The 13,659-nt window shown below is 42.2% G+C and carries 7 protein-coding genes and 2 rRNA genes (1 of these 9 running past the window's edge); 7 read left to right on the forward strand and 2 right to left on the reverse strand.

The window, feature by feature from the left end; all coding sequences use genetic code 11:
* The 4 genes from AC3KVK_RS00590 to AC3KVK_RS00605 all read left to right on the forward strand — a co-directional run.
* Window positions 1–1,704 (forward strand): 23S ribosomal RNA (locus tag AC3KVK_RS00590) (it extends 1,180 nt beyond the left edge of the window).
* A gap of 130 nt (window positions 1,705–1,834) precedes the next feature.
* Window positions 1,835–1,949 (forward strand): 5S ribosomal RNA (gene rrf, locus AC3KVK_RS00595).
* Between the two features lie 210 nt (window positions 1,950–2,159).
* Window positions 2,160–6,179: a two-component regulator propeller domain-containing protein gene (locus tag AC3KVK_RS00600; protein WP_490312564.1), complete on the forward strand. Its 4,020-nt coding sequence runs from the start codon at window positions 2,160–2,162 to the stop codon at window positions 6,177–6,179.
* A 158-nt stretch (window positions 6,180–6,337) separates the two neighbouring features.
* Window positions 6,338–7,816 (forward strand): CsgG/HfaB family protein, encoded by a 1,479-nt coding sequence (locus tag AC3KVK_RS00605; RefSeq protein ID WP_490312563.1) that lies wholly within the window; start codon window positions 6,338–6,340, stop codon window positions 7,814–7,816.
* A gap of 41 nt (window positions 7,817–7,857) precedes the next feature.
* Here the strand turns inward: AC3KVK_RS00605 and AC3KVK_RS00610 are convergent, their stop codons facing one another.
* Both AC3KVK_RS00610 and AC3KVK_RS00615 read right to left on the reverse strand, forming a co-directional pair.
* Window positions 7,858–8,256, reverse strand: a complete 399-nt coding sequence (locus AC3KVK_RS00610) for a hypothetical protein (RefSeq protein WP_490312562.1) — start codon at window positions 8,254–8,256, stop codon at window positions 7,858–7,860.
* Between the two features lie 232 nt (window positions 8,257–8,488).
* The gene (locus AC3KVK_RS00615) at window positions 8,489–9,253 is read right to left on the reverse strand and encodes a LytR/AlgR family response regulator transcription factor (protein WP_490312561.1); all 765 of its coding nucleotides are present in this window, start codon (window positions 9,251–9,253) and stop codon (window positions 8,489–8,491) included.
* Between the two features lie 333 nt (window positions 9,254–9,586).
* Between AC3KVK_RS00615 and AC3KVK_RS00620 the strand changes: the two genes are divergently transcribed.
* The 3 genes from AC3KVK_RS00620 to rpsJ all read left to right on the forward strand — a co-directional run bounded on the left by AC3KVK_RS00620 (window position 9,587) and on the right by rpsJ (window position 13,647).
* Entirely contained in the window at window positions 9,587–12,511 is a 2,925-nt protein-coding gene (locus AC3KVK_RS00620) for a TonB-dependent receptor domain-containing protein (RefSeq protein ID WP_490312560.1), read from the forward strand.
* A gap of 45 nt (window positions 12,512–12,556) precedes the next feature.
* Window positions 12,557–12,844 carry a hypothetical protein gene (locus AC3KVK_RS00625; RefSeq protein ID WP_490312559.1) on the forward strand — a complete coding sequence of 96 codons (288 nt, stop codon included), beginning with the start codon at window positions 12,557–12,559 and terminating at the stop codon, window positions 12,842–12,844.
* 491 nt (window positions 12,845–13,335) lie between these two features.
* Window positions 13,336–13,647 (forward strand): 30S ribosomal protein S10, encoded by a 312-nt coding sequence (rpsJ, locus tag AC3KVK_RS00630; protein WP_086745858.1) that lies wholly within the window; start codon window positions 13,336–13,338, stop codon window positions 13,645–13,647.
* Window positions 13,648–13,659: the final 12 nt, after the last annotated feature.

Raw genomic sequence — 13,659 nt, forward strand, 5'->3', positions numbered from 1 at the left:
TTCTGTAAGCCGTTGAAGGTGAACCGGGAGGTTTGCTGGAGGTATCAGAAGTGCGAATGCTGACATGAGTAACGATAATGCGGGTGAAAAACCCGCACGCCGGAAGACCAAGGGTTCCTATCCCATGTTAATCAGGGTAGGGTGAGTCGACCCCTAAGGCGAGGCGGAAACGCGTAGTCGATGGGAAACGGGTTAATATTCCCGTACTCGGCATGAATGCGATGGGGAGACGGAGCAGGCTAGGCAAGCATGGCGTTGGTTGTCCATGTAAAAGTAAGTAGGTTGAGAACTTAGGCAAATCCGGGTTCTTAAGACTGAGATACGAGACGAGCTACTACGGTAGTGAAGTTGTTGATGCCATACTTCCAGGAAAATCCTCTAAGCTTCAGTTCATGCTGAATCGTACCCCAAACCGACACAGGTGGTCAGGTAGAGAATACTAAGGCGCTTGAGAGAACTCGGGTGAAGGAACTAGGCAAAATAGTACCGTAACTTCGGGAGAAGGTACGCTGCTGACGGTGATAGGACTTGCTCCTTAAGCTGTTGGCAGTCACAGTAACCAGGTGGCTGGGACTGTTTATTAAAAACACAGCACTGTGCAAAATCGAAAGATGACGTATACGGTGTGACACCTGCCCGGTGCCGGAAGGTTAATTGATGGGGTTATCTTCGGAGAAGCTCTTGATCGAAGCCCCGGTAAACGGCGGCCGTAACTATAACGGTCCTAAGGTAGCGAAATTCCTTGTCGGGTAAGTTCCGACCTGCACGAATGGTGTAACCATGGCCACGCTGTCTCCACCCGAGACTCAGTGAAATTGAAATCGCAGTGAAGATGCTGTGTACCCGCGGCTAGACGGAAAGACCCCGTGAACCTTTACTACAGCTTGGCACTGAACATTGAACCTACATGTGTAGGATAGGTGGGAGACTTTGAAGCAGCGACGCTAGTTGTTGTGGAGTCGTCCTTGAAATACCACCCTTGTAGTTTTGATGTTCTAACGTAGGCCCCTAATCGGGGTTGCGGACAGTGCCTGGTGGGTAGTTTGACTGGGGCGGTCTCCTCCCAAAGAGTAACGGAGGAGCACGAAGGTTTGCTAAGTACGGTCGGACATCGTACGGTTAGTGTAATGGTAGAAGCAAGCTTAACTGCGAGACGGACAAGTCGAGCAGGTACGAAAGTAGGTCATAGTGATCCGGTGGTTCTGAATGGAAGGGCCATCGCTCAACGGATAAAAGGTACTCCGGGGATAACAGGCTGATACCGCCCAAGAGTTCATATCGACGGCGGTGTTTGGCACCTCGATGTCGGCTCATCACATCCTGGGGCTGAAGTCGGTCCCAAGGGTATGGCTGTTCGCCATTTAAAGTGGTACGCGAGCTGGGTTTAGAACGTCGTGAGACAGTTCGGTCCCTATCTGCCGTGGGCGTTTGAGAATTGAGAGGGGCTGCTCCTAGTACGAGAGGACCGGAGTGGACGAACCGCTGGTGTTCGGGTTGTCATGCCAATGGCACTGCCCGGTAGCTACGTTCGGAATCGATAAGCGCTGAAAGCATCTAAGCGCGAAGCGAGCCTCGAGATGAGTTCTCACTTGGAGTTTAACTCCACTAAAGGGCCGTTGGAGACTACAACGTTGATAGGTAGGATGTGGAAGCGCTGCGAGGCGTTAAGCTAACCTATACTAATTACCCGTGAGGCTTAACCATACAACGCCAAAGTGGTTTGTATGAAGCACTGATAAATAAGCAAGAAGTTAGATAGACTGAAGTAGACAATTTTAAAATCAGCCTTCCGAATTTAGTTTTACGGCGAAAGCGGTAAAGCGGCAAAATTTTGCTTGGTGACAATAGCGTTTTGGACCCACCTGATCCCATTCCGAACTCAGTAGTGAAACGAAACAGCGCCGATGGTAGTGTGGGATTACCCATGTGAGAGTAGGACATCGCCAGGCTCCTATTAAGAAAAGCCCGACTCATTGAGTCGGGCTTTTTGCTGTCTGCGTTTTTATTTTTGTAGAATGCAGCAATTTTATATTTATGTCTTATTAGTTCCACTCACGGCATTGAATAAGAACTCGTTGAATTAATTGATAATTAAAGATATTGTTGCTAAATGTTTAGCGCAATATTAGATTATTGACTTAAGGATAGACGTACCAATTATGCCTTTTGCTTCGTTCCCCACATATTTTGTTATCTTTGTTTTATTTATTCTTTCTTTACCCTGTTTTTCGAAGTCACCGTTAGTATATTTTGATCGCTTTTCTGTTGATCAAGGGCTGTCGCAATCAAGCGTAACCTGTGTAGTTGAAGACGATTTAGGTTTCGCTTGGTTAGGGTCACAAAATGGCTTAAATAAACTTGATGGTTACGGTATTGAAACTTATAAAGAAGGAAAAAAGCAGGGGCAACTAAGAGGAAGTTGGATTACGTCCTGTGTGAAAGATAGGTCGGGTAGACTGTGGTTTTCAACAGCGAGCAAAGGAGTTAATACCTATGACCCTCAAACAGGCCTATTTGAATCTAATATCTTGTCGTCTCAGTTAGAAGATAAAAGAGTTTTATCTATGTTGTTAACAGATAATGGGGACTTGTTGATTGGTACGGCTTCAGGTGAGTTGAGAATCATCAACTTATCAGATGGGACTAGCAAAAAAGCTTCGAGTCAGGCCGAACAGGCTCTTCAAGGGATACGTGCTCTTTATCAATCTATGGATGGGACAATTTGGATTGGCAGTGCAAATGGGCTTTTTTATCTCGATCAGCAAACGGCCACCATCGAGCCCCTATTATTAAATAACAATAGATTTAGTAATCTGGCTGTTTGGTCTATTGCTGAAGATAACGATAACCGATTGTGGGTGACTGGTCGAGGAGGCCTTTATCGTCTTAATGTATTTGATAAGGAGTTACAGTATTTTGAGTTAGGTGGACAAACCAATAATTGGGGGACCAGCATATTCGTGGAGTCAGGTCAGCGAATTTGGGTTGGTACTTACGGTAATGGAGTCTTCATTTTTGATGTGAATGGCAAGGCTGAGGCTCAGTTTAAACATAATCCTCTTGAAAGTAACAGCTTAAGTAATGATTATATTTTATCGCTATACCAATCTGAGAATGGACATATTTGGATTGGAACTGATGGTGGAGGTGCGAATCGTTATATCCCTACTCGCATGAATTATAACCATTATAAACATGAACCCCATAGCGATATTTCGCTCAGCCACAGTTTTGTCCGCGCTATTACTCAGGATTCTGAGGGGCAGCTTTGGGTCGCAACGCGAGAAGGAGTGAATAAGCGAGAGTTAGATACTGATGAATTCAAACGTTACTTTCATGACGAAACACTTCCTAGAAGCCTAGCGGTTAATAATGTTTTTGCTCTTTTTTCTTCGCCTTCCCATGGCTTGTGGTTAGGAACTTATGGTGGGGGATTGTTAAGGTATTCCCCTCAAACGGATGATTTTACGCAGTATCAACACAATGAGCATGTATCAAGTAGTCTTATTTCAGACCGGATATATGCAATTACATCGGCTAATAAGGGTTCATTGTGGCTAGGAAGTAACAAAGGACTTAGTTTGTTTAACACTCAGACTTTTACTAGTCAGCATTTTAAATATGATCCGAATAAGGTTGATAGTTTATCAGACAATACTGTGTTTTCTATTCTTCAAGATGACCAGCAGCGGGTATGGGTTGGTACGCGGCTGGGTTTAAACCTATTAAGTGACGACCGGACTCGATTTACCCATTTTAGACAAGAGAGTGGCCAGTTGACTGCAAATATGGTCACTGCACTGCACCAGGATCAAGAAGGTTATATTTGGATTGGCACAATGCAAGGTCTGAATCGTTTAAATCCCATTACAAATGAAATTTTGCAGTTTACTCAAAGTGAAGGACTTGCTGATGAAAATATATTTGCGATTGAGGAAGATAAACTCGGCTTTTTATGGATTAGTTCGAATAATGGATTAATGAAGCTAAATAAACAGAGTTTAGCAATTACACATGTTAAACCAGAGGCTGGTTTACAAGGGCGTTCATTTATTTTAGGTGCATCTCACCAGGGTGGGCAAGGAGAGTTATATTTTGGAGGTGTGAACGGCTTTAACTACTTTCAACCACAAAACGTGGTTAGCAAACACACCCCACCAAATGTGTCACTAAAAGAGCTGCTCTTGCTGAATCAACCAGTGAAAGTTCAGGATACAGAATCAATTTCTGGTTTTAACTTGGATAAGCATATTAATTATTTGCAGCATTTAGATTTAGATTATCGGCATAATTTATTTTCGTTGGAGTTTACCTCTCCAGATTCATTAATACCGGAACCCATTGAGTATGCCTACCGCTTAGTTGGTTTTGAGCAGATGTGGCTTAGCGCATCATCAGAACGACGTGTTGCAACTTATACGAATTTATCGTCAGGCACTTACCGTTTTGAAGTTAAAGCTCGGTATGCCGATGGTGATTGGGGTCCTATTAAAGCATTAGATATCACACTTACTCCCGCGCCTTGGCTCTCATGGTGGGCCTTGCTAAGTTATGCATTATTGATTTTAAGCTTGATTTCGTATGGACTATGGCTTGTTTATCGTCGTCGAGTAGCAGAGCAAGAAAGAGTCCATAGTCAGAAGCTCATTGCAGCTAAAGATGATTTGCTAGCCGTAATATCTCATGAATTTAAAACACCCTTGACGATGATTTCGGGCCCTATCGAGCGTTTAATGTCGTACAATTCAGATCCTTTAATGGCAAATTCACTGGCGATGATGCGCCGAAATGCAGACAGACTCCTTGTGTTGGTCAATGACATTTTACTGACTAAAGAGCTAAATGATCAGGAAAAACCGATGGTAGAGGTTGATTTTTGTGCATTGACTCAACTTTACATTGAAGGTTTTAAATTGTTAGCTGAGCAGAAAAATATCTCACTTTCTCTTGATTTAAATGGCCTAAGCTCGTGTAACGCTTTGATGCAAGTCGATGCGGCCGATCAAGTTTTGTCTAATTTATTGTACAACGCTATAAAATTTACCCCAAATTCTGGGCAGGTTGCGTTATCACTTGATGTTAGCAATCGTGATTGTTGTTTGCGGGTAAAAGATACTGGGGTCGGCATCGATGAGGATGAGCTCGAAGCTATTTTTGATCAATATCAGCGGGGAAGAAGAACGAATAAACTTGAAGGACATGGCCTAGGGTTAGCAATCGTCAAGGATATTGTGCAAAAGCATCAAGGTTCGTTATCAGTGTCCAGTCGCGCAAATTTTGGCACCGAGTTTACAGTAACATTACCGATGAAAGACTGTCAGTATGGCCTTTGTGCGCTGCAAGAAATAAATCAATCAGCCCACTCTTTATTGCATGACAAGGATCCGAGTCAATTCAAAGTACTGATAGTAGAAGACAATACCGATTTAAGGACGTACTTAGAGGCGTTTTTACAACCTTATTACCAATGTTATACCGCAGTGAACGGTGAAGTTGGTTTAGAGCAAGCCAAAGCATTGCAGCCTGATTTAATTATTAGTGATGTGATGATGCCTATTCTATCAGGCTTTGAATTGTTAGCTCATTTGCGCGAAGATTTAGACACGTGTCACATACCAGTATTGATTTTAACTGCCTATCACACAGACGATATGCGTTTGAAAGGGTTTGATTTACTTGCGGATGAATTTTTAGCAAAGCCATTTAACGAAAAACAACTGTTAAGTCGAATTGATAATTTACTTAGTATACGCCAGCTATTAACTCGTAATCATAACGCATTTGAGTTAGCGCTGGCGCCTAATAATCATGAGGGGCGTGAGTTCAGTGATTCTCTTTCACATAAAGATCGGGACTTTGTTTGTCAGTTAAATACAGCCCTTGCTAATTTATACTGTAATGCGAGCCTGTCTTTAGAGCAGTTAGCTCAAGCGCTCTGTACGACAGAAAGAACGTTGCAAAATAAAACTCGGGCATTATTTAATCTGAGCCCGATGGATTATCTCAGAGACTATCGTTTGAATCAGGCTAAACTTTTGCTTAAAGAGTCTGCTCAATCGATTGGTATAATTTCAGAGCTTTGTGGCTTCAATTCGCAAAGTTATTTTGCTCGTTGTTTTAAAGCTGCAACAGGGAGCTCACCTAAGCAGTATCGAAACAATGAAGGAACACAATCTTAAGGGGTTTTCGTTGTAGTACAAATAAATTTCGTATTTGTACTACTTTTAATGCATTGATTTTATTAGTGTAAATATATATATGCTGGCTTGATGCATCGCACGTAATAAAGTGTTGCGCAAGCTTGCTCATACTTATATACATTTAAAAAGGAATTGTTGTGTTAATACGCCATGTTCGTCCACTCATACTTACTGCTGTGATATCTAGCCTTTTTGCGTGTCAGAGTACTACGACCCAAGTTAGTTCAAATCAGCAATCATCTAATGTAAATCAAGTTCAGCAAGAGGCTTATAATGGTGCTAAAGCTCGGATTGCGGTAGCGCGATTTACTGATCGGTCTAATAATCGTCATTGGTGGTCAAAAGAGATCGGTAATGGGATGTCAGATCAGCTCACAACAGCACTGGTTGGTACAAACCGCTTTATAGTTTTGGAGCGACAAGCTCTCGATGCCGTTTTATCAGAGCAGGATTTAGTGACAGCAGGTCGAGTCAGTCAGCAAAGTGGCGCTGCATTTGGAGAAATAGAGGGCGCTGAAATTGTGATCGTTGCTTCAGTAACTGAATTTGATGATAACGCTTCAGGAGCAAGCCTAGGTGGCGGCGGGTTTATTGGTGATATGGTACAGTCTGTTTCAGCTGGTTTTTCAAATACTCATATGGCGATAGATTTGCGCTTGATTGATACGCGCACTTCGCGAATATTAGCTGCCACAACGGTTGAGGGGGGCAGTAAAGATTTTGATTTAACCGCTGCGGCCACAAACTTCGGTAGCTCAATTGTCGGGGGGGGGCTGAGTGCTTGGTCGAACACACCAAAAGAAAAGGCATTGCGTGAAGTGATACAAAAAGCGGTAGAATACACCTTGACTAAAATACCTGATGTATATTACCGGTATGATCAAAATAATACCTTGCTGGCTGGTGCGGTCGCACCAACACCCATTAAGCGCTCAAAAAGCACACCCCAACCGATTAGCCGTGATTTGCATCATGATTCACAGCCATCAGAAGCGAAACTAGCAAACCCTTTTGATAAGGTTAAAATATCAATGGCTCAGGCGCAGCTCAACTGCTTGGGATATTTGTCAGATCAAGAGTCAGAAGGGGTGTTAACACCTAATACGGTTCGAGCATTAGAACGCTTTCAAAAAGATGCGAGTATTACGGTAACTGGGCAGGTTGATGATGCTACAAATGGTGCCTTGGCAGATTCAGGGTGTCTAAACAACTCAATTCAGAACGGATTTGGTATGATAGCTAATGCATTTGCTGGCGTTGCGAGTCATTCCGATGTCGCAGATGATTTTTTGTATGAAGCTTATCGAGCACCGACTGATTATGGGCGTCTATCAATTGAGCATCAACCGAGTGAGTCAGGCATGACTGAAATAGAGGTCGTTGCGAAACATCAAGAGTCCGGGACCGAGCTTACACAAGCTGCAGGGAGCTTATTTAAAGTCGAAAGTAATGGTCAATTGGATCAGCGGCCTGACTTTTTAAAAAATGGGGTTGCAGAGCCAGTTAATAGCGGCCGATATTATTTAAAGTTTGCTGCGATGGATAAGTTCTTCGCCTCGGGTGATGTAGTATTAAAGCGAGGCGTTAAAAATAAAGTGCAGGTCGAGCTCGAGTAAGCAACTTTTAAACGGTGGCAAGGCTCTTTTGGGCATTGCCATCATAGGGTATTGAGTTTGTACTCTTGGCATAAGTTAGCTAAACACAGAGATTGCGGAACAGAGATGCTCTGGCACCCAGCTAACGCAGGAGTTTGTCGGTTATAAATTTTTTCGAATTCAGTCACCTCAGCAGCCATGCGCTCCGCTTGTTCGGAGGAAGTATATTTAGTTGAATAAATAACATAGCGGCTTGGTTCGCCACAGGGTTGCTGCCCAATAGGGAGTACTTTACATTGGAAGCTGCCATCACACGCTTTATTTTCAATTAATTGATTTAATTTAAATTCTGCATCTGTAATGGTGTGTGATACTTGAGAATCAGTCGTTTGAGGTGATATGAGCGTACAGGCGCTTAGAAAAGTAAGCATAACTAGCATCGTGATATTCAATTTGATCATAAAAAACCTCCTAGATTCAGATAACAGCCATCAAAATAGCACGTTTTACAGGGAATATAGTCGAATTTACAATGCGATAAGTCAATTTTTTCTTGGGGTGGAGCTTATCTTTCTTGAGCCTTCAAATGTAGAGTTATTCAACTGCGCATGTTTCAGGCCGTGTGGCGTATTCTCTACAGTTAAAAGGATGAACACTAAGAATGGCTATTCGTTGTTAATGTAGGTATTTGACCTAGAATATTTCTGACATGGTTTGTTTATATCGTCTTGATAAATTTAACGGAGTACCATTTTTAAGTGTGACCAAGTAATCACCATTTTCAGTGGGTTTTAATTCACTAATGTAGTGTTTTTTAACGATGATTGAACGGTGGATTCTCACAAAGCCAAAATCAGCCAGCTTATTTTCCATTGCAGTCAGTGTTTCGCGATACAGAATAGGGCGCTCTTCATCAACCAGATGCAACTCTACATAATTACCTGCACCACCAACCCACATAATACTGTCATGTTCAACAATTCGAATGCGCCCAGACTCCTTAATGATCAGAGGGTCGACCTTTTTGGCTTGAGGTGCAAATTGCATGGTTTTAATGAAGCTTTGCATTTGCTGCAAGGGCTCTAAGTTAAAAGTGCCCAGACGTGCAGATAATTTGGAAATGCATTTATTAAAACGCTCAGTAGTTATGGGATGTACCAAATAGTCAATGGCATCAAGCTCGAATGCGTGAGCGGCATAATCCGTCGATTCTGATAAGCACACGGTTAAGGTATGGAATGGTAAACTAGAATGGGAGCTGGTGATCGTAGATTGCTGCAATAACTGATCGCTGATAAAAAGTACGTCAGCCTGCATCGAATCGCAAATATCTTTGGCTTCTTGGAGATCGAAAGCAAGAGTGAGGGCTTCGAAGCGTGGGTGAGGTTTGAGTAACTCTTGAATTTTCCTGCGAATAGACTCCGAAGGTTCGGCGATTACTACACTGAATTTTTTCATCTTTATTCCTTTAAGGTGAGTCGAGACGTTTGCTCAGGTCGGGAAATATATCAATATTGGCTCTAAGATAAACTAAAATTCGGCATGATAAAGTAAACGATTGTAACAAAATGCGAGCAATTACTTATCCTTTAACTATATGTTTTTAATAGATTGTTAATAAGTTAAACATGCGCATGTCACTTTTTCGTGTTGATCCCGTGTAACCCCCCTTTAGGCATTTGAACTGCTCCTTTTACGTATTATCGATAGAAACAACGGAACTCTGTGATTAGTTTGTCTGTCGTGACAATTTGTAAAAATTGTTAAAAATAATAATCCAGGGAGAAATAAATGTTTAACTTAAAGTTATCAACGTTACACCTAGCCATTGGTTCAGCGTTGTTTGCTGGCATCGGTTTTCATGCTCATGCTGCAGAAGAAGGTGCCGATGCTGTTGAGCGCATTCAGGTAACTGGCTCAAGAATAAAAAGAACTGATATGGAAGGCGCGAATCCTGTAACAACAATTGATGCTGCTGCCATAAGTAAAATGAGTGTAAATAATGTCGGTGATTTGCTACAGAATTTAACTTCGTCAGCGGGTGCTGCCGTTAACACTCAAACAAATAATGGTGGGGATTCAAGTACGCGCTTTTCTCTTCGAGGTATTGGTGATGAGCGTACTTTAGTATTAATCAATGGCCGCCGAGTAGTGGCTGGCGGTAGTGGTGCGAATGCCTCTGTTGATTTGAATACGATACCAACATCGATCGTTAAACGTGTTGAAGTACTCAAAGATGGTGCATCTGCCACCTATGGCTCTGATGCTATAGCGGGTGTCGTAAATATCATTACCCATAATGATATGGAAGGCTTTGAAGTTAAAGTCAATGCGGGGCAAAGTGGTGAAAGTGATGCCAAATCAAGAGGGATCGATTTCACATTTGGTACATCAAGTGATCGTGGAAATGTTGTGTTTGCATTGGGGTATAATGATCAAGGCGATGCGTACCAAGGCGACAGAAGCTTTTCTGAGTACGAATTACGTGCCTACCCTGATGGTTCAACACAACAAGGTGGGTCTTCAGCTCCGCCATGGGCGCATGTTGATGGTGCACCGGGTTCAGCAAATAATCCTGAAGCACCGAATGCAGACACCAATGTAACTAGAGGTCCGGACTTCGGGTCATGGCGCAATTACAGTGGTGCAACAGATGCGTACAATTATAATCCTGTAAATTATCTTCAGACCCCTAGCTCGCGTAAATATGCAAATGTATTCGCCAACTATTTATTAGGCGAGTTTGGCTTTTTAGGCGAAGTTAACTCATTTGCAGAGGCAAGTTATGTTCAAACTAATGGTGATCGACTTATTGCGCCAGAGCCTTTAGCACCTCTCGCTTTTTTCCAGACTGCAGCACCGTATTCTCCAGATAACTTCTATAACCGTACTCAAGGACCTAAAGACGCTGATGGTAATTCTTACACATTAAATGATTGGCGCCGACGGATGTTAGAGACGGGGGGGCGTGCAAATTTCCGTGACTATAAAACCTTCAGAACCGTAATTGGTTTTAATGGTGTCTTTGATAATGGTTGGGATTGGGAAGTATCGTATAACTATGGGCAAAGTGACTCGGTAGAACGTGCAGAAGGATACTTTAACTTAGACAGAGTGGCTGAAGCAGTCGGCCCTACGGGATGGTTAGATGAAAATGGTGCGTTGATCACTGATGCGAATGGCAACCCAGTAGTTGAAGCTAATGGTTCTCAAATGGTCTGTTTGAATGCTGATGGCGCAGTGATTGATGGTTGTGTCCCGTTAAATATTTTTGGCCAACCAGGTACAGATTCTCAAATAACGCCTGATATGCTGCAATATATATCAGGTGCTTACAACACAACTGAACTAGGTCAAAATCGTCAAGAAGTCTTATCAGCTGTAATTTCTGGTGATTTATTTGACTTACCAGCAGGTACTGTTGGTTTTGCTGCAGGTTACGAGAAACGCAAAGAGTCAGGGTATTACAAACCAGATACATTGATTCTTGGTGGTATCACCACCGCAGGAAGCGCGGTTTCAACGCAAGGTGGGTATGACGTAGAAGAGGTGTTTGGTGAAGTTATCATCCCTGTTTTTGATGACGCACCTTTGGCACATATGTTAGAAGTAAATGCTGCATTCCGATATTCTGATTATGATACGTTTGGTAGTAATACGAGTGGAAAAATCGGGATTAAATGGATGCCAGTTGAATCTTTATTGGTTCGAGCGACTGTTTCTGATGCATTTAGAGCACCAACGATTGATGATTTAGTTGGTGGCTCTGCAATTGGTTTCCCTGAAGCTTCAGACCCTTGTGATGCGGATACTTACTCTAACCCAGCTGACTATCAAGCTGTTCGAAACTCTCCAAGTTGGGCTAACTGTGTGTCAACCGGTGTACCACAAAGTGGCTATAGCTCAGGAGGAGTTGAGCAAATACCAAGTAATACAGGTGGTGCAGTTAATTGGGGCGGTTCAGTTGTATTAGAGCCAGAAACAGCAGATGTTCTGACATTGGGTTTCGTTTATACGCCTGAGTTCTTCGAAAACTTCTCAATGAGTGTTGATTATTGGGAGATTCAGCTTACAAACGCGTTATCTACAGTTGGTACACAAAGCGCTTTAGATGGTTGCTTTAATAGTGGTGATTATTGTGATCGTATTGACCGCTTTAAATCAGACAGTGCGATACCAGGTAATATCAGAACGGTTGATGATTATGCTGTCAATGTTGGTGGAATCGATACTTCAGGTGTTGATTTTGATCTTCGTTATACATTTGCATCAAGCTTCGGCGATTGGCGTTTAGGCTTAGATGGTACATATCTTTTAGAGTACGATAAACATTTGGCTTCTCAGACAATCGACCATGTCGGTCGTTTTGAAGGAGATCATGATGGTCATTTCGCACAATTAAAAACTAACTTTACTATTGGCTGGTCACTCGATGACTTTGACGCAACTTTAACCACTCGCTATATCGATAGCGTGGTAGAAGTAGAGCAAGGCTGGTGGACTGCACCATTTGAACGTACTGTAGAGTCGAACGTTGTGGTTGATTTACAGGGTAATTACGCAGTAACTGATCACTTAACTTTCACGCTTGGTATCGATAATTTATTTGATCAAGAGCCACCATTTGTTTACTCAGCATTTGGTGCAAATACAGATGTATCAACTTACGATATTGTAGGGCGATATATGTATATGAGAGCACAAGTTAGATTTTAATCATTAGATAGGGGGCACTGGCCCCCTTTTTTAAGGAGGTAAAAGATGAAGTACTTAGCTTTATTTATCGTGGGATTTGGTTTGTTTTTAACTGGCTGTGAATCTTCACAAGATATCTTTAAAAAAACACAGGTGGCAGATGAAACCTTAATTGCATCAAATACAAACCTGACTGAAAATGAGTTCGGTATTCGATGTGAAATGCTATCACGTACTGGTAGTAATCGAAAAACCAAAGTTTGTAGAACAGCGGATCAAATAAAAAAAGACAAAATTGAGGCTGATCGAGCAATAGAACGATTACAGAAAACAGGTATTACGAGAGATAATTAAGAGGCAGCCTGATAAAAGTTGGCCCAATTGCATAAGTATTGGCTAATAAACAGCTTAACTATTTTACCGCGTACGGTAATCATTCCGTTTATCACATGTTTTGTACCTTTAGACACTCTGCTGTTTTATTCTTGGTACTAGAATAATAAAGTAGCGCTCAATCGCAATGCGATTTTTCTTTGGACCAAATGAGGGACTTATCCCCCCTCATTTTCTTTCTTCCCCAAACCGTCGATTTTTACTTCTTTAAATAAAACTGTTGCATTTATCACCAACTTCCCTATAATACGCAGGCTTTCATAAATACCAGTTCACTGAATGTTTGTGTAAGGAACTATGTAGCTTGGATTTCAAGCTAATAATCAGGAGCTCCGATTTGGAGTTCAACGGTAAGAAATAAAGAGATACCCGACATCTAATTTAATTAGTATGTTTCGGATGTTTTTTTATGCTCTTTTTAAAATGCTCTTTTTTTTTGAGGTTTAAATAGAATGTCAAATCAACGCATTCGTATTCGCCTAAAAGCTTTTGACCATCGTTTGATTGACCAATCAACGTTGGAAATCGTGGAAACAGCGAAACGCACTGGCGCTCAGGTACGTGGTCCAATTCCACTACCTACACGTTTCGAGCGTTTTACAATACTTACTTCACCGCACGTAAACAAAGATGCGCGTGATCAGTATGAGATCCGCACCCATAAACGTCTGATCGACATCGTAGAACCAACTGACAAGACTGTAGACGCTCTAATGCGCCTAGACCTTGCAGCTGGTGTTGATGTTCAAATCAGCCTGGGTTAATCGTAAGATTAG

It is taken from the genome of Pseudoalteromonas sp. J2K-J979, assembly GCF_058169715.2.